The sequence below is a fragment of the Pseudomonas putida genome (assembly GCA_041071465.1).
In the GTDB taxonomy this organism is placed as follows: Bacteria; Pseudomonadota; Gammaproteobacteria; order Pseudomonadales; family Pseudomonadaceae; genus Aquipseudomonas; species Aquipseudomonas putida_P.
Genome location: CP163498.1, coordinates 1,224,587 through 1,242,427, shown reverse-complemented (window position 1 = coordinate 1,242,427; position 17,841 = coordinate 1,224,587). Strand labels below are relative to the sequence as shown.

General features: G+C 58.2%; 13 protein-coding genes and 3 pseudogenes. 8 read left to right on the top strand and 8 right to left on the bottom strand.

Annotated elements, in window-relative coordinates; genetic code table 11:
* Positions 1-274 precede the first annotated feature (274 nt).
* The gene (locus AB5975_05775) at positions 275-3,919 is read left to right on the top strand and encodes a VPA1269 family protein (GenBank protein XDR21392.1); all 3,645 of its coding nucleotides are present in this window, start codon (positions 275-277) and stop codon (positions 3,917-3,919) included.
* Positions 3,909-4,541 carry a gamma-mobile-trio protein GmtX gene (gmtX, locus tag AB5975_05770; GenBank protein XDR21391.1) on the top strand — a complete coding sequence of 211 codons (633 nt, stop codon included), beginning with the start codon at positions 3,909-3,911 and terminating at the stop codon, positions 4,539-4,541. The genes AB5975_05775 and gmtX overlap by 11 nt, the downstream gene beginning before the upstream one ends.
* Before the next feature lie 136 nt (positions 4,542-4,677).
* Here the strand turns inward: gmtX and AB5975_05765 are convergent.
* From AB5975_05765 to AB5975_05755, 3 genes and pseudogenes are all read right to left on the bottom strand, one after another.
* Positions 4,678-4,884 (bottom strand): annotated as a pseudogene (locus AB5975_05765) (cupin domain-containing protein).
* A 96-nt stretch (positions 4,885-4,980) separates the two neighbouring features.
* Positions 4,981-5,147 (bottom strand): annotated as a pseudogene (locus AB5975_05760) (cation transporter).
* Positions 5,148-5,171: 24 nt separating this feature from the next.
* Complete coding sequence (locus tag AB5975_05755; GenBank protein ID XDR21390.1) at positions 5,172-6,053, bottom strand: LysR substrate-binding domain-containing protein; 882 nt, start codon at positions 6,051-6,053, stop codon at positions 5,172-5,174.
* A gap of 78 nt (positions 6,054-6,131) precedes the next feature.
* Here AB5975_05755 and AB5975_05750 point away from each other — a divergent pair, with 78 nt between their 5' ends.
* Entirely contained in the window at positions 6,132-6,896 is a 765-nt protein-coding gene (locus AB5975_05750; GenBank protein ID XDR21389.1) for a sulfite exporter TauE/SafE family protein, read from the top strand.
* Here the strand turns inward: AB5975_05750 and AB5975_05745 are convergent.
* Positions 6,886-7,200: a putative quinol monooxygenase gene (locus AB5975_05745; GenBank protein XDR21388.1), complete on the bottom strand. Its 315-nt coding sequence runs from the start codon at positions 7,198-7,200 to the stop codon at positions 6,886-6,888. The genes AB5975_05750 and AB5975_05745 overlap by 11 nt on opposite strands.
* 162 nt (positions 7,201-7,362) lie before the next feature.
* Between AB5975_05745 and AB5975_05740 the strand changes: the two genes are divergently transcribed.
* From AB5975_05740 to ggt, 3 genes and pseudogenes are all read left to right on the top strand, one after another.
* On the top strand, positions 7,363-7,953 hold the full coding sequence (locus AB5975_05740) for an NAD(P)H-dependent oxidoreductase (GenBank protein XDR21387.1): 591 nt from the start codon (positions 7,363-7,365) through the stop codon (positions 7,951-7,953).
* Between the two features lie 87 nt (positions 7,954-8,040).
* On the top strand, positions 8,041-8,937 hold the full coding sequence (locus AB5975_05735) for a LysR family transcriptional regulator (protein XDR21386.1): 897 nt from the start codon (positions 8,041-8,043) through the stop codon (positions 8,935-8,937).
* A gap of 117 nt (positions 8,938-9,054) precedes the next feature.
* Positions 9,055-10,721 (top strand): annotated as a pseudogene (ggt, locus tag AB5975_05730) (gamma-glutamyltransferase).
* 130 nt (positions 10,722-10,851) lie between these two features.
* Here the strand turns inward: ggt and AB5975_05725 are convergent.
* Together AB5975_05725 and AB5975_05720 are read right to left on the bottom strand one after the other, a co-directional pair.
* Positions 10,852-12,771 carry a methyl-accepting chemotaxis protein gene (locus tag AB5975_05725; protein XDR21385.1) on the bottom strand — a complete coding sequence of 640 codons (1,920 nt, stop codon included), beginning with the start codon at positions 12,769-12,771 and terminating at the stop codon, positions 10,852-10,854.
* A 172-nt stretch (positions 12,772-12,943) separates the two neighbouring features.
* Positions 12,944-13,837 carry a neutral zinc metallopeptidase gene (locus tag AB5975_05720; protein XDR21384.1) on the bottom strand — a complete coding sequence of 298 codons (894 nt, stop codon included), beginning with the start codon at positions 13,835-13,837 and terminating at the stop codon, positions 12,944-12,946.
* A 200-nt stretch (positions 13,838-14,037) separates the two neighbouring features.
* Here AB5975_05720 and pcaH point away from each other — a divergent pair, with 200 nt between their 5' ends.
* Together pcaH and pcaG are read left to right on the top strand one after the other, a co-directional pair.
* On the top strand, positions 14,038-14,757 hold the full coding sequence (gene pcaH / locus AB5975_05715; GenBank protein ID XDR21383.1) for a protocatechuate 3,4-dioxygenase subunit beta: 720 nt from the start codon (positions 14,038-14,040) through the stop codon (positions 14,755-14,757).
* 10 nt (positions 14,758-14,767) lie between these two features.
* Positions 14,768-15,373, top strand: coding sequence for a protocatechuate 3,4-dioxygenase subunit alpha (gene pcaG / locus AB5975_05710; protein XDR21382.1), 606 nt, complete (start codon positions 14,768-14,770; stop codon positions 15,371-15,373).
* A gap of 43 nt (positions 15,374-15,416) precedes the next feature.
* Here the strand turns inward: pcaG and trmA are convergent, their stop codons facing one another.
* On the bottom strand, positions 15,417-16,502 hold the full coding sequence (trmA, locus tag AB5975_05705) for a tRNA (uridine(54)-C5)-methyltransferase TrmA (GenBank protein ID XDR21381.1): 1,086 nt from the start codon (positions 16,500-16,502) through the stop codon (positions 15,417-15,419).
* The gene (locus AB5975_05700) at positions 16,499-17,794 is read right to left on the bottom strand and encodes an NCS2 family permease (GenBank protein XDR21380.1); all 1,296 of its coding nucleotides are present in this window, start codon (positions 17,792-17,794) and stop codon (positions 16,499-16,501) included. Before AB5975_05700 ends, trmA begins: the two co-directional genes overlap by 4 nt.
* Between the last annotated feature and the right edge of the window lie 47 nt (positions 17,795-17,841).

Sequence of the window (17,841 nt, the reverse complement as noted above, 5' to 3'; positions counted from 1 at the left end):
TTCGTGTGGTGATGATGTTTTGTAGCATCACAAAGTATGTCAGAAGAGAGATGTCTGTACCCGACACTAATATGCCCGTTTGCGAATTTCTGTCTAGGCTAACTCCATATGAAGGTGAGCGTTAGTGTTTTTTATATCTGATTATCAGCTCAAATGGTCGATGTTTCTATCCGGCCATTCAAAAACGATCTGAGGGTGGCGGTGGAAGGTGGTGATGTATTGAACTACGCTATACATGCGTCGCTGCAATAAACTAAATTGCATGAGAATAAAAATGCCAGAAGAATCTTATTGTAGCTATGATGAAGCTCGCCAGATAATTGCCGCGCTTAATATATGCACTGCCGGTCAATATAGGAGTCGATACAAAGAGCATGCGGGATTACCATCAAATCCCCCAATTTTCTTTGCGGGAAAAGGATGGGATTGTTGGTATGTGTTTCTGAGCAAGGCAAAGCCAGACTTATACGAATCGTTGTCGCAAGCACAGATTGCAGCAAGGTTTCTAGGTATTTCAACTCAGCTAGAATACGTGGCTCGTTATAAGGAAGACTCACGTCTGCCTTCCGATCCCGTACGGTTTTACGATGAATGCAAATCTTGGAGGCATTTCTTCCAAGAGGATTATGAGAAAGCTTATCCAACCTATGAAGAAGCAAAAAGCGCAGCGAGAAGGCTAGGTGTACACACCGCGAAAGAATATAAAAACCGTTACTTAGCCGATAAAAAACTGAGGAGTAATCCAAATGAAGTCTACGCGAAAACAGGTTGGAAAGGGTGGGGGCCGTTCCTTTCAGATGAGCTGGTTGCTATATACGCGAGCTATGAAGAGGCTAAGCAAGCGACAAAAAAGCTGGGGATTGTGAGTGTTCCGGATTATCGGAAAAGATACTACGAAGATCCCAGGCTCCCATCTAGCCCTGAAAAGGCTTATTCTGGCCGCGGCTGGACTAATTGGTATGATTTTTTTGATAGGCAGAAATCTAAATTTTATCCCACCTATTCAGAGATGGAGCAGGCGGTGCATAAATTGGGCATTACGAGTAAAGATGAGTATTTGGTTAGGCGTAAGGAAGACGAAAAATTACCCTGTGCGCCTTGGTCGGAGTACGCTTCTAAAGGCTGGGTCAGTTGGAAGTTTTTGTTTCGTTTCTTTAAACCGCTTTTTTATAGTGATTTGGCCGAGGCTAGCGCCGCTGCTCAGCGGTTGGGGATTATAAGTGCGTCTGACTATAGAGCTAAATATAAACTGGATCCTCGTCTGCCGTGCGACCCTAAGAGTCACTTTCTTCCATGGTCAGGATGGCCAAATTTCCTTGGGGTTGAGCGCGACAGGAATTACAAAACATATGAAGAAGCAAAAAAAGCTGCCGAAAAATTTGGTTTTAAGTCATATGCCGAGTATAGAGACGGATATAAGCAGGATCCTAGGCTGCCGAGTGCTCCCTATCGAGCCTTCAAGCACAAAGGCTGGATCAGTATACAAGACTTTCTTTCGCTGGAAATAGCTCCTGATTATTCAGATAGCTACCCATGCTTGTGTGATGTATATGAGAAACATTTGAGGTTTCAAACAAATTATGCAATACGTCGCATGGCGTTGAGGGTGCTGATAAACGGATACTTTCACGAATTAAATTTACCTGATGATCCAAAATTTTTATTATTAAGGGCTAATAAGTTTAATGCTGCGCTGTATATATCATTGATTGAGTCTCAGGCAGAGTCCCTGAAGCAGCAGGTACACACGTCAATTTCGACATTTTTTCAGTGGGTTCTCGACGAAGAATGTACAGATGTCGATGGGGATGAGAGCGTCGTGCTAAACGACTTCAGAAATCCGTTTTCTAGCATCCTCGCCGGATTCGCCAAAGGGTTAGGCTATTCTAAACTAGGTCAGACGAATAAACCCTCGCTTGGTTACGAGTATATTTTGAGAGCTAGAAACTACCTCGTTCCTGATTATGAGATGTCTCTATCACGACGCGTGTCCCTAAGCCAGTTAGAGCATCTCCAAGAGTTCTTCGATAGCCGCGGAGACTGGCTTGATGTCCCATTATCGAAAATTGATGTCGATGATCCTCATACGGTATGGCGAAAGCTTGAGCGAATTGAGCGGGTTGTTGCTGGGAAACGGCGCAGAGTAGTTGTGTATCAGGTATGGTCTCCGGTTCGGTTTGTAGCGCTTTATACCTTGCTAAGGTTTCCATTACGGGGGCAACAGATTCTGTGGCTGGATAGCGGAGAGGCTGACCGAGAGGTCGGAGTTGTTGACATGGAAACTGGTACAATTGAGTGGAGGAAGAATACTGGGCATCTTGCTTTGCGTGGCACCAGGAGCAGTACACCTCAGGCGGCAGTTCAAAAAGGGAAAAATGGATATCCAAAGTTCTATTGCACAACTAATAAAACTGGTGCTCGTGATCAAGGATACGAAGTCGAATGGATTCCAGAGGATTTGGCGTATTGGTTGTTGGTGTTGAGGGACTGGCAGGAAAAATACTCACCGCTTGATTACCCCACACCATGGACTTCGATAAAAACACACGCAGAGATCAATAGTGAGATTTTGAAATCTCGGGGTAGCCAATGCTTTCTTTTTCGACAAGATAAAACGGGTCAGCCTATTACTACGGCAACGGCCTTCCAGACCACATTGCCTAAGCTACTTTATCTCATTCAACGGGGTGGGGAAGATCTAGCCAGGAAAAACAGTCAGTACGGACCTCGTTATCTTAGTGACTACACTCCTCACTGCTTGAGGGTAAGTCTCATCACCGCCTATATAGCGGACGGGGATGCGCCGATACATATAGTGTCGAAGCTGGTTGGGCATGCAGCGCTCGTCATGACCATTCACTATGTGAGTCTTAAGGAACACCAAATGCGGAGGCCTATGCAAGAGGCCGAGAAGCGTGCTGAATATACCGCCTGTGATAATTTGGTGCGAGACGTGCTTGCCAATGGCTTGCAATCGCAAGCTAGGAATTTGATTGCAACTGACGGAAATAGGATTTTTTTCGAGAAGTCATCGACAAAATCTGCAAACGTAATTTTTGATTGGGGAATATGCCCGATGTCGGCTGCCGCCTGCAATATAGGTGGTGATCTCATTGAGAATGTATATGCCGCGGTTGAAGCTGGGTATCTAGGGCAGAAAAATTGTCCTCGTTGTCGTTTCTTTGTTTCAGGGATAGCATTCTTAGGAGGATTGGTTTCATTGGCGAATGAGATAGCTCTTGAAATTCATGATGAAAGCGGTAGATATCAAGCTTATACAGCTGAACTGGATGAGTTGGAAAGCGCCTGGTACGATGCGAGCATCAAAGATCTACCATTTGATCGGGAGCTGGACCGTAAACGTTCAGTCGCTCAACAGCAACAAAGTGCAGCAAAACTCGAAGTGTTGTTACGTGACTATGGGGCTGTCAATCGCTACGTAATGGATTGCGTAAAAGCAATCGATCACACTGAGTCAGAAAATAGTGAGGCAGAGCTTAAGTTAGTTGTTTCGGAAGACCTGAAGGAGATGAGCTTCAGGGCCTCAGAGTCGACCTACCATCTGCTGTCTGAAATCTGTCAAAATGCAACTATTTACAGATCTGCGAACCCATCTCGTGCCTTGCCATTGATTTCAGAAATGATCGACAGGATGGCAGCTAATAACGGGTTGCGGCCAGCAATGTATAAGCTTACAAATGCGCAAAAGCTTGCTGCATGCAATCAGTTAAATTCGTTGCTGATGAGTCGTCTGCATTCCTGGGAAAGAATCGATAATTTGATCTCAGGGAAGTTAATGATATTGGATGTTGATGAATATCAAGCCGGTTTGACTCCCATAACATCCGAAATCAAGGCGATTTTTTCGAATTACGTATCGCTTACCTCTGGTGCGCATGGAGACGAGAATGATGAGTGAGCTTCCAGAAGTGGTATTTGAAAGGTTGACATCCGAAGCAAGTGACTCTCGACGCCGTCGAAGTCTGGAGGCGATCAACGAAGCTTGTAAGATTGCTGCGAGCCTTGAGGTAAAGGACTTCTCATACAGAGCTCTGCTGGCTATGGGACAAGCTCGCGGCTTGGCAGTACCCAGTGAAAAGTCGATTGTGAATCCTACAGGGGAACATTACAGATTGCTAATCCATGCTTGGAAACAAGCATCGATGCCAGCTCCAACGCATCAATTCTCTGATGCATTATCTTGGGTCTCGAGTATCGAAGATCCGGTGCTGAAGTTAAATGTTTCTTTGCTGGTAAAGGAGTTGAAGGCGTTAAAATCAAAGATGCGTCGACAGCTTTCTAGTGGCATGACGCCCATTTTTTTAGGTGCGGTTGAAGGGAAAACACCTGAAACATACTTTCGGCTGAGGGAGGTTGAATTATCGGCGCTGAGGTTTGCAATCGATGAGGATAATCTGCGTCAGATGGGACAGACAATCGGGCCTCGTGGCGAGGTCTCGGACTCCAAGGGCCGTATCATTCAAAAACCGGGATTCAGAGATGCGATTGAGAAAGTGTTGACCTTGGAGAGGGGAGGTTAGCAAAGGGCCTTATCGGTGGCTTCGATTTAGGAACTGGATGCTGGGGTATCCTAAAATTATTCCCAAAAAAAAATCAAGAAAAACAAGTCGATAACGTATTTTTGTTGGTTTTGGGATATTTTTGGTTTCACTAAGCGAGGAAGTGGCAGAACTCCCACTTCTCGTAGTTGACCTCGAACTTGCCTGGGGTGCAGATCCAGGTGCCCATGATCTTGCTGCCGTCGGCAGACAGGTAGGCATTGAGGTTGACGGTGTGCGGATCGCCGCCGATGCGCTTCCACTTGGTGGCGTCCACGACCGGCGTCGGGCAGGTTTCGCGCAGGACGGTGATGAAATCGGACATGGCACAACTCCTGGTGACTGGCTGAATGACGGGTCACCATAGGCCCATCGGCCGAGCCGCAGTTGCCTGGGCTCGACGTCCAGCTGCCTGCCCGCGCTATGCCAGGCGTTTTACCTCGACGGTGATGTGCGCCAGTTCTTCGTGCCCGCCCAGAGCCTTGCGCACGCTGTTGGCGCTGAGAGCGACTTGGCTGGCCAGCCGAGAACGCAGGCGTACCGGTCTTTGCCCACGCGCCATAAATGCAGGTCGGTGATGCTGGCCGGCACTACCTGCACTTGTTGCTTGCCTCAGCCGCAGAGTGTGGTGACCAGCCCTGCGGCATAGCCCGGTAGCGCAGTAAAATCCCGCGCGCATACCAGCAACTTGCGGTTGGCCCATGGTTCCTCAAGCGCTACCCAATGCAACGGCAACATCCCTTGCCAGCGCTGCACCGCTGCCAGCGGCACCACCCCGACACCTGCACCGCCCGCCACCATGCGAATCACCCCGTCAAACCCTTCTGCCCGCACCCGAATCCGCATGCGCCGCCCCTCGCGTAGCGCCTGCTCTTCCAGGTACAGCGCCAACGCACTGCCAGCCCCAAGGCCGACATAGCCATGGCTCAGGCTTTCGATGAAGCTGGGCGCGGCTGCATGGGCCAGCGGGTGGCCCAGCGGTGTCACCAGCACCAGCGGGTCGTCGCGAAACGGCCGGGTTTGCAGATGCTCGCTGGGGGCAGCGGTGGAAACGATGCCCAGGTCGGCGATGCCCTGGGTAATCGACTGCACGATGCGCAAGCTCGGCAGCTCTTGCACGTCCACGCTGACACCGGGGTTTTCCGCCAGGAAGCTGGCCAGCAGTTCGGGCAGGTACTCGGTAAGCGCAGCGGTGTTGCACAGCAGGCGCACCTGGCCTTGCTGCCCCTGCGCATACTGGCTTAGGTCGAACTGCAAGCGCTCGACTTGCTGGGTTATCAGCCGCGCATGCTGCAACAACGCCTGGCCGGCCGGCGTCGGTTGTACGCCACGACGGTTACGCTCAAGCAAAGGAATACCCAGCGAGGCTTCCATGGCGCGGATGCGCGCACTGGCCGCTGCCAGTGAAAGATGGCTGCGGCTGGCGCCGGCGGTGATGTTGCCGCACTCCAGGGTGTGCTGGAACAGCTTGAGGTCGATCAGGTCAAAGTGCATGTGGCTCTGTCTTGGCAAGAGGCTGGCTGAGTATATGGCAGATTTTCACCTCGTTCGCTGTACGCCATCATCGGCCCCATGACTACCTTGCTCACTTTCTTCCAGAACATTGGCCCAGCACTCTCGCTGCTGGTGGTACTGACTTTCCTGCTAGCTGGTGCAGTGAAGGGGGTGATCGGCCTGGGCCTGCCGACCATTGCCATGGGCTTGCTGGGCCTGGCCATGTCACCGGCGCAGGCTGCCGCATTGCTGATCGTGCCCTCGACCCTCACCAATCTTTGGCAGTTGGCCAGCGGTGGGCACCTGCGGGCGCTGCTGGTGCGGCTGGGGCCGATGCTGGTGATGATCTTTGTCGGTACATGGCTGGGCAGCGCCTGGCTGGGAATCAACAGCGGCCCGTGGGCTGCCCACGCGTTGGGAGCCGCCTTGCTGGTCTATGCGTTGTATGGGTTGGTCGGCCTGGGCTTTCATGTGGCTGCGGGGCACGAGCGTTGGCTGGGGCCGCTTTGCGGCCTGGTCACTGGCGTGGTCACGGCGGCGACTGGGGTGTTCGTGATGCCCGCTGTGCCCTACCTGCAGAGCCTGGGTCTGAGCCGAGAGCAGATGATCCAGGCCTTGGGCCTATCATTCACGGTCTCGACCCTGGCCTTGGCCGTTGGCCTGGCTGGGCAGGATGCCCTGGGTGGCCAGGCGCTGGGGGCATCGCTGCTGATGCTGGCGCCGGCCCTGCTTGGCATGCTGGCCGGGCAGTGGCTGCGTCAGCGCATCAGTGCGCTGCTGTTCAAGCGTTGCTTCTTCATCGGCCTGGCCGTACTCGGCGGCCATCTGCTGATTAACGGTTAGCAGATGATGCGCTGAGCATGTCGACCCGCTGGATATCGAAATCGCGCTCCAGGTATTCCATGCGTTTTTCGAAGAACGCAGTCATGTGCGGCAGGGCCGAATGCACGTCCAGTGCAGCCTGGTCGGCCCACACTTCGAAGAACACGAACAGGCTCGGGTCTTCCTTGTCGCGCAGCATGTGGTACTCGATGCAGCCTGGCTCCTGGCGGCTTGGCTCGACGTAGGGGCGGAACAGGGTTTCGAACGCATCAGCCATTTCCGGGCGGGTCTTGGCTTTGAGGATGAAGGCGAACTGCTCACTCATGGGGCGCTACTCGATGATGGTTGGTGAGCTGATTCTACGGCAATAATTCATTGCCAATTCGTGACTTCTGATCAATTGTATTTTGCCCCGTCACTGCTGTATCCCACACCCGTGAGCCTCTAATCTGCCGGCCTGAATTTTGATTCGGCCGTGGAGGCCAGCATGAAAAAGATCCTTCTGCTCAATGGTGGTAAACAGTTCGCTCACTCTGATGGCCGTCTCAACGCAACCTTGCACGAAGCGGCCCTCGCTCATCTGGACCGCGCCGGGTTCGACGTGCAGCAGACATTCATTGACGGTGGTTACGATGTGCAGGCAGAGGTGGAGAAATTCCTCTGGGCTGATGTGATCGTCTACCAGATGCCCGGTTGGTGGATGGGGGCGCCGTGGACGGTTAAGAAGTACATCGACGAAGTCTTCACGGCAGGCCACGGCAGCCTCTACGCCAATGATGGCCGCACCCGTTCGGACCACTCGCAAAAGTACGGCAGCGGCGGCCTGGTGCACGGCAAGCAGTACATGCTGTCGTTGACCTGGAACGCGCCGCAGCAGGCGTTCGATGACCCGAGCGATTTCTTCGAAGGCAAGGGTGTTGATGCCGTTTACTTCCCGTTCCACAAGGCCAACCAGTTCCTTGGCATGAGCGGCCTGCCGACCTTCCTGGCGGTGGATGTGATGAAGCGGCCGGATGTGCCGGCTGCCTTGGCAGCGTATGAAGCCCATCTGGACAAGGTATTCGGCAAGGCGCAGTAATGGGAGGTTGGGGCCGCGCAGCGGCCCCTTGCACAGACTCCGATGACCCGCTATCAATCACCGCATACCCCTGCCAAGGCCAATCGTGTGATAACCCGATCCGAAGAACTCCAGGTATTCGTCGCCGTCATCGACTGCGGCTCGATCTCCGCCGCCGCCGACCAGATGGGCCAGACCCCCTCCGCCGTCAGCCGCACCCTGTCGCGGCTGGAAGGCAAGCTGGGCACCACGCTGGTCAACCGCACCACCCGGCGCATGGACCTGACCGAGGAGGGCCGTTTCTTCCTCGAGCGTTCGCGGCTGATCCTGGAGCAGATGGACGAGATGGAAGAGCGCCTCTCGATGAACCGCCAGACCCCCTCCGGGCGGCTGCGCATCAACGCCGCTGCGCCGTTCATGCTGCATGCCATCCTGCCGTGGATCGGCGAGTTCCGCCGCCAGTACCCGGGCATCGAGCTGGAGCTGAACACCGACGACTTGATCATCGACCTGCTGGAGCAGAGCACCGACGTGGCGATCCGCATCGGTGAGCTGGCCGACTCCAGCCTGCATGCGCGCAACCTGGGTTGCAGCCCCGTGCAGGTACTGGCCAGCCCTGCCTACCTGGAGCAGCACGGCACACCGCAGCGCGTCGAGGATTTGGCCAACCACTGCCTGCTCGGCTTCAGCCAGCCCGAATCGCTCAACCATTGGCCACTGCGCCACGCCCAGGGCGACCGCTTCAGCATCCGCCCGGCATTGCTCGCCTCCAGTGGCGAGACCCTGCGCCAGCTGGCGCTAGCCGGGGAGGGCATCGTCAGCCTGTCGCATTTCATGACCCACGAAGACATCCGCACCGGGCGCCTCCAAGTGCTGCTGGGCGAAGCCAATAATGGCTACCGTCAGCCGATCCACGCGGTCTACTACCGCAACACCCAGCTGGCGCTGCGTATCCAGTGCTTCCTGGACTTCATCCAGCGCAAATTGGCGATGTACGCCTGCTGAGTTGCCTGAACGCGACAAATCCTGCCCACAGGCGGCGAAACTTCCTACGGTTGATTGCACAGTCGAAGCGCTTCGGCCTTACTGACTGCTCAACAAAAACAACACCAAGGAAGTGTCATGCGTATTGTCCCGTTCCAGTACCTGGCTCTCGCAGCCGCGATTCTGAGCTGTTCCTCGGTTTACGCCGCCAACCTGGAGGGCGGCGCGGTGGCCGCACCTGATCAATATGGTGCACAGGTAGCCGCCGACATTCTGAAAAAGGGCGGCAACGCGGTGGACGCCGCAGTGGCAACCGCCTTCACCCTGGCGGTGACCTACCCCGAGGCCGGCAACATCGGTGGTGGCGGCTTCATGACCCTGTTCATCGACGGCAAGCCCTACTTCCTCGACTACCGCGAAGTCGCGCCCAAGGCCGCCACGCGCAACATGTACCTGGACGACAAGGGCGAGGTCATCGAGAACCTGAGCCTGGTTGGTGTACGCGCCGCTGGTGTACCCGGTACGGTGATGGGCTTGTGGGAGGCGCACCAGAAGTTCGGCAAGCTGCCCTGGAGCGAGTTGCTGACCCGGCCATCGGCTATGCGAAAAACGGCTTCAAGGTGGCGGAAAAACAGTACCAGTACCGCAACGATGCCCAGGGCATGTTCAAGACAGCGACCAACTTCAACGACTACTTCGGCAACATGAAGGTTGGCGAGCTGTTCAAACAGCCGGAAATGGCCCAGACCCTGGAGCGCATCGCCGACAAGGGCGTGAGCGAGTTCTACCAGGGCAAGACCGCCGACCTGCTGGTGGCGCAGATGCAGGCCGACAAAGGCCTGATCACCAAAGAAGACTTGAAGGACTACAAGGCCGTGTGGCGTGAGCCGATGGCCGTAAGCTGGCGCGGCAATGTGGTGTACACCGCCCCACCGCCGAGCTCCGGTGGCGTGGCACTGGCCCAGTTGCTGGGCATCAAGGAAGACCGCGCGGCGGACCTCAAAGGGGTGGCGCACAACTCGGCGCAGTACATCCACCTGTTGGCAGAGATCGAAAAGCGGGTGTTCGCCGACCGTGCCGACTACCTTGGCGACCCGGCCTTTACCAAGGTGCCGGTGGACCAGCTGGTGGCCAAGGATTACCTGGCCAAGCGCGCCGCGCAGGTCAACCCGAAGGCCATTTCCGACACCGACAAGGTCAAGCCAGGGCTGGAGCCGCACCAGACCACGCATTTCTCGATCGTCGACAAGCAAGGCAATGCGGTCAGCAATACCTACACCCTCAACCTCGACTACGGCAGTGGCGTGGTGGTGAAGGGCGCGGGCTTCCTGCTGAACGACGAGATGGATGATTTCAGCGCCAAACCGGGTGCGGCTAACGCCTTTGGTGTGGTCGGCGGTGATGCCAACGCCATCGAACCGGGCAAGCGCATGCTTTCATCGATGAGCCCTAGCCTGATGACCCGCGATGGCAAGGTCGAGCTGGTGATCGGTACCCCGGGTGGTTCACGGATCTTCACCTCGATCTTCCAGGTGATGAACAACCTGTACGACTACGGCATGCCGTTGGACAAGGCGGTGGCGGCGCAGCGGGTGCACCATCAGTTGCTGCCCAAGGACACCATCTACTTTGACAGCTATGCGCCCCTGACCGGGCCGGTAGCTGATGAACTGAAGAAGATGGGTTACGTGCTGGAGGACCAGGGTTGGGAGATGGGCGATATCCAGGCGATCCGGGTGGATGGGGCGAAGCTCGAGACCGCTTCTGATCCGCGTGGGCGTGGGGTGGGGATGATCGTCAAGTAAGCCTGTTCGGGCGCTGGGAGGGCTTCGCCCTCCTTTCGCGACACAAGGCCGCTCCTACAGGGGAACGCGATTTCCTGTAGGAGCGGCCTTGCGTCGCGATGGGCCGCTAAGCGGCCCCAGGGGCTTCAAGTCAGACGCGGAACTGGCTGACCAGTGTCTGCAACTGCCCACCCAACCGCGCCAGCTCAACGCTCGCCGACGCCGTCTCGTCACTGGCCGCCGCCGTCTGCTCCGACACATCACGTACATTCAGAATGCTGCGGCTGATCTCTTCAGCCACCGCACTCTGCTGCTCTGCCGCCGCGGCAATCTGCTGGTTCATCGACTGAATGCTCGACACCGTGCTGGTGATGCTCTCCAGCGAAGCCCCGGCCTTGCGCGCCAGTTCGACGCTGCTGTCGGTCAAGCTACGGCTGCCCTGCATGGCACTGGCCACTTGCTGGGTACCCTGCTGCAGGCTGGCAATCAGCTCTTCGATCTCTTCGGTGGACTTCTGCGTGCGTTGGGCCAGGCCGCGCACTTCGTCGGCGACCACGGCAAAGCCACGCCCGGCCTCGCCGGCGCGCGCCGCCTCGATCGCCGCGTTGAGTGCCAGCAGGTTGGTCTGTTCGGCCACTGACTTGATCACGTCCATCACGCTACCGATCTTCTGGCTTTCCTGCTGCAACAGGGTCATGGCCTCGGTGGAGCGGTGCATGTCTTCGGCCAGGCGCTCGATCTGGCCAATCGCCTCGCCCACCACGCGGTCACCGGCGCGGGCTTCGTCATCGGCACCGGTTGCGGCATGCGAGGCCTGCTCGGCATTGCGCGCCACTTCCTGAACGGTGGCGGCCATTTCGTGCATGGCGGTGGCTACCTGGTCGGTCTCGACCTTCTGGCTGTTGGCGCCGGCGCTGGTCTGTTCGGTTACTGCCGACAGCTCTTCGGCGGCGCTGGCGATTTGGGTGACGCCATCGCGGATGCCACTGATAAGTTCGCGCAAGGTAGTGCCCATTCGCGCGATGCCTTGCTGCAGTACGCCCAGTTCGTCGCGGCGGGTGACGCGCATGTGCTGGGTAAGGTCGCCGCTGGCGATCTTCTCCACGGCCACCAGGGTGTCGTGCAACGGGCGAGTGATCTGGCGGGTGATCAGCACCGCTGCCAGCACACCGACCAGCAGCGCCAGCAACGTTGCGATGGCCTGCAGGCTGCGGGCCTGGGTGCTCTCGATGTCACGGCGCTGCAGCTGGATCTGGTACAGCGCATCGCTTCGCTTGACGATATCGGCGCCCTGCACAGTCATTTCGGCACGTGAGGTGGTGATGTTGGCGACCGCATCGCGGAACTGGCGCACGGCGTCACGGTAAGCCAGTACCGAGCTTTCGAACTGTTGCAGGCGGGCGTCTTCGGCGGGCAGCTGGCGCTTGAGGTTGTCGATGTCGGCCAGCGCTGCATCCAGCTGGCGCAGGGCGGCCTGCTCGTTGGCGCTGCTGTTGTCGGCGATGTAGCCGCGCACATCGATGCGTACCTGCAGCAGTTGCTGGCGGGCCTTGCTGATCAGTTGGTACTGGGCCAGGCGCACGCTGTCCGCCTCGGGGCGTGCCATCACTTCCTGGCTGAGGGCGTCCATGGCCTGGTCGGCACGGGTGGCCGAGCTGTCCATGGTAACGCGTGCGCTGCGGGTGGCGTCGTAGCCCTGGCGCATCTTGTTCAGCGAAAGCTTGTAGGCGCTGATGGTGTCGCCCAGCTCACCCAGCAGCTTGATGTTTTCCGGGCTTTTGAACGTGGTGGCCAGGTAGGCTTGCTGCTTGCTGAAGGCGTCCAGCTTGGCCTGGGTGTTGGCGGCGGCAGTATCGTCGCCGTTGGCGATCATGTACTGCAGGCGCGCAATGCGCAGGTCAGTGAGATCCTTGTTCAACTGGCCGATATCGCCCATCCAGTTGCTGCGGTCGATCAGGCTGCCCAGGCTGGTCCAGCCGGTGAGGGCCAGCAGGCCAGTGAGGACCAGCACAAGGCCGAAGCCCAGGCCGAGTTTGAGGTTGACGCTGATGTTGGCGAACCAGCTGTTCATGCACGCTCTCCAGAAGTTGATTTCGCTCTTTTGATCTTCGATCGCCAGGCGTTGTTGTTCTGGATGCCCGCTGACTCGTGCAGGAGTTATCGGCAATGATGGGGAAGCTGAAACGCTTTTTCAGCAGATTTGTAACTGGATGATTGGGGCCGCCAAACGGCCCCAATCCGTGTCAGAGGTTACGTGCACTGAAGGTATCGCAGCTGTTCACTTCACCCTCGGCAAACCCGGTCTTGAACCAGCGCACCCGCTGCGCCGAAGTGCCATGGGTGAAGGAGTCCGGCACCACACGCCCACGGCCCTGCTGTTGCAGGCGGTCATCGCCAATGGCATTGGCCGCATTCAGCGCTTCCTCGACGTCACCTGGCTCCAGCCAATTCAGGCGCTTTTGGGCCTGGTAGGCCCAAACACCGGCCAGGCAGTCGGCCTGCAACTCCTGGCGCACCAGCAAGCCGTTGTCGCCCTCCATCCGCTGGCCACTGCGACGTGCGGCATCGACCTTTGCCGAAACGCCCAGCAGTGTCTGCACGTGGTGGCCGATTTCGTGGGCGATCACATAAGCCTGGGCAAAGTCGCCGGCCGCAGCGAAGCGGGTTTCCATTTCGCGGAAGAACGACATGTCCAGGTACACCCGCTGGTCCGCCGGGCAATCGAACGGCCCGACCGCTGCGGAGGCAAAGCCACACGCCGAGTTGACCTGGCCGCTGAACAGCACCAGCTTGGGGTCGCGGTATTGTTTGCCGGCCTCGGCGAACAGGGCCTTCCAGGTGTCTTCGGTATCGCCCAGTACCGAGGCGACGAAATCGGCCTGCTGGTCGTTGGCCGGCGGCGCCTTGCCGCCCGCACCACTGGGCGCCGTTTGTTGCTGCTGCTGTTCCATCTGGCCGGTGAGCTGGCCAAGAATCTGCAACGGGTCCTGCCCGGTAAGCCAGCCGATACCGACGATCAGCAGAATCGCCCCGAGCCCCAGCCCTTTGCCGCCGCCGAAACGCATGCCGCCGCCACCGCCACCCTCGCCTCGGGCATCGACCACGTTGTCGCTGCGTCGGCCTTTTCGCCATTCCATGAGTGCTCTCCCGAGCGTGAAACAAGAAGACAAAGATTAGTTCACGACAGCGGCGAGTGTCAGGGCAAAGTGTTTAGGCATAACCATTTGGTTATGTTTCGTGTGGTTGATTTCAATGTTCATCGTGCGCGACCTGTCGGAAACTGTAAGTCCGCCTGCCACGCCCAGGCGTTCAGATAATTCCAAGAGAGGAAATCGGCATGCCCGCACAGGACAACAGCCGCTTCGTGATCCGTGATCGCAACTGGCACCCCAAAGCCCTTACGCCTGACTACAAAACGTCCATCGCCCGCTCGCCGCGCCAGGCACTGGTCAGCATTCCGCAGTCGATCAGCGAAACCACTGGTCCGGACTTTTCCCACTTGGGCTTCGGTACCCACGACCATGACCTGCTGCTGAACTTCAACAACGGTGGCTTGCCGATTGGTGAACGCATCATCGTCGCCGGCCGTGTCGTCGATCAGTACGGCAAGCCTGTACCGAACACCCTGGTAGAGATGTGGCAAGCCAACGCCGGCGGCCGCTATCGCCACAAGAACGACCGTTACCTGGCGCCGCTGGACCCGAACTTCGGTGGCGTTGGCCGCTGCCTGACCGACCGTGACGGCTACTACAGCTTCCGTACCATCAAGCCGGGCCCGTACCCATGGCGCAATGGCCCCAACGACTGGCGCCCGGCGCACATCCACTTCGCCATCAGCGGCCCGTCGATCGCCACCAAGCTGATTACCCAGTTGTATTTCGAGGGTGACCCGCTGATCCCGATGTGCCCGATCGTCAAGTCGATCGCCAACCCTGAAGCCGTGCAGCAGTTGATCGCCAAGCTCGACATGAGCAATGCCAACCCGATGGACTGCCTGGCCTACCGCTTCGACATCGTGCTGCGTGGCCAGCGCAAGACCCACTTCGAAAACTGCTGAGGAACCCGCCATGCCAATCGAACTGCTGCCGGAAACCCCTTCGCAGACTGCCGGCCCCTACGTGCACATCGGCCTGGCCCTGGAAGCGGCCGGCAACCCGACCCGCGACCAGGAAATCTGGAACCGCCTGGCCAAGCCTGACGCGCCGGGCGAGCACATTCTGCTGATCGGCCAGGTGTACGACGGTAACGGCCACCTGGTGCGCGATTCGTTCCTGGAAGTGTGGCAGGCAGATGCCAACGGCGAGTACCAGGATGCCTACAACCTGGAAAACGCCTTCAACAGCTTTGGCCGCACCGCTACCACCTTCGATGCCGGTGAGTGGACGCTGCACACGGTCAAGCCGGGTGTGGTGAACAACGCTGCTGGCGTGCCAATGGCGCCGCACATCAACATCAGCCTGTTTGCCCGTGGCATCAACATTCACCTGCACACGCGCCTGTATTTCGATGATGAGGCCCAGGCCAATGCCAAATGCCCGGTGCTCAACCTGATCGAACAGCCACAGCGGCGTGAAACCTTGATTGCCAAGCGTTGCGAAGTGGATGGGAAGACGGCATATCGCTTTGATATCCGTATTCAGGGGGAAGGGGAGACAGTCTTCTTCGACTTCTGATTCAAACCTTTGGGGCCGCAAAGCGGCCCCAAAGGTGCGACGGTCAGCGCCTGACCAGTAGAACCCCGCTCTCCATATGGTGGGTATAGGGGAACTGGTCAAACAACGCACACCGCTCGATACGGTGCGTGTCCTGCAACTGGGCAATGTTTGCCGCCAGCGTTTCCGGGTTGCACGAGATGTACAGGATCCGCTCGAAGCGCCGGGTCAGCTCGCAGGTATCCGGGTCCATCCCCGCCCGCGGCGGGTCGACGAACACGGTACCGAACTCATAACTTTTCAGGTCGATGCCTTCCAGTCGACGGAAGGGTCGCACCTCATTCAGCGCCTGGGTCAGCTCCTCTGCCGACAACCGCACCAGCCGCACGTTATCCACAGCGTTCTCGTCGAGGTTGCTCAACGCGGCATTGACCGATGTCTTGCTGATTTCGGTGGCCAGCACCTGGCGCACACGGGTAGCCAGCGGCAGGGTGAAGTTGCCGTTGCCGCAGTACAGCTCCAGCAGGTCGTCCTCACGCTCACCGATGGCCTCGAAGGCCCAACTGAGCATCTTCTGGTTCACCGCACCGTTGGGTTGGGTGAACGCGCCTTCTGGTTGGCGGTAGCTGAACACACGGCCTGCCACGTCGAGTTCTTCAATCGCGTAGTCGCGGCCGATCACCAGGCGCTTGCCCTTGGAGCGGCCAATGACGCTTACGCCCAGCGCTTCAGCCAGTTGCCGCGCTTCCACTTCCCATGCCTCGTCCAGCGGGCGGTGGTAGCACATCGTGATCATCGCATCGCCAGCCAGGGTGGTGAGGAACTCCACCTGGAACAGGCGGTTGCCCAGTTCCTCGCTGGCCTGCCAAGCTGCCTTCAGGCGCGGCATCAGGGCATTGATGCGCTGGCTGGCAATGGGGAAATCATCGATCAAGATCGCCTTGTGCTTATCGCCCTGGGCAAACATGGCGTAGTGGCGCTGGCCATCCTCGCGCCACAGGCGGAATTCGGCGCGCAGGCGGTAGTGCTCACGCGGCGAATCGAAAACGGCCGGCTCCGGCGCGCTGAACGGCGCCAGCAGCTCGCGCAGCCGGGCCACCTTGGCGTCCAGCTGGGTGGCGTAGGAGGAGGGGTCGAAAGCAGCACTCATGCGTTGAACCAGCCCAGCTTGATGACGAACAGGATGGAAAGGATCACCAGGGCCGGGTTCAGGTCGCGGTGGCGGCCGGAAATCAGCTTGACGGCGGTCCAGGAGATGAAGCCGAAGGCAATGCCGTTGGCGATCGAGTAGGTCAGCGGCATGGCCAGGGCGGTCACCACCACCGGTGCGGCTTCGGTGACATCGTCCCAGTTTATTTCCGCCAGGCCAGAGGCCATCAGCACTGCGACGAACAGCAGGGCCGGGGCGGTGGCGAATGCCGGTACGCTACCGGCCAGCGGGGCGAAGAACAACGCCAGCAGGAACAGCACGGCCACCACGATGGCGGTCAGGCCGGTGCGGCCACCGGCACTCACGCCCGCAGCGGATTCGATGTAGCTGGTGGTGGTCGAGGTGCCCAGCAGCGAACCGGCCATGGCGGCGGTGCTGTCGGCGATCAGGGCACGGCCCATCTTCGGCATGTGGCCGTCCTTGCCCATCAGCCCGGCGCGCTTGGCCACGCCGATCAAGGTGCCGGAGTTGTCGAACAGGTCGACGAACAGGAAGGCGAAAATCACGCTGACCAGGCCGACGTCCAGCGCGCCAGCGATGTCCAGCTGCAAGAAGGTTGGGGCCAGCGACGGCGGCATGGAGACGATGCCACCGAACGGCGTCACGCCCATCACGATCGAGGCGATGGTCACCGCCAGGATGCCGATCAACACGGCGCCGCGCACTTTCAGCGACTCCAGGCCGACGATCAGGAAGAAACCCAGGGTGGCGAGGATCGGTGCAGGTTGCTTGAGGTCGCCCAGGCCCACCAAAGTGGCCGGGTTATCGACGACGATGCCAGCGTTATGCAGGGCGATCAGCGCGAGGAACAGGCCGATACCGGCGGCAATCGCCGAACGCAGCGGCAACGGGATACTGTTCACGATCCATTCGCGGATGCGGAAGATCGACAGCAGGAAGAACATCACCGCCGACAGGAACACCGCCCCCAGCGCCACCTGCCAGGTGTGGCCCATGTGCAGCACCACGGTGTAGGTGAAGAACGCGTTCAGGCCCATGCCCGGTGCCAGGGCAATCGGGTAGTTGGCGATCAGGCCCATGGTGGTGGAACCGATGGCTGCAGCCAGACAGGTGGCGACGAAGATCGCCCCTTTGTCCATGCCGGTCTCGCCGAGGATGCTCGGGTTGACGAACAGGATGTAGGCCATGGCCAGGAAGGTGGTAACGCCCGCAAGAATCTCGGTGCGCACGTTGGTGTTGTGTGCTTTTAGTTGAAACAGCCTTTCCAGCATGCCCGCTCCCCAAGGCGCCCCCGGCGCCATGAATGTATCGACCCCAT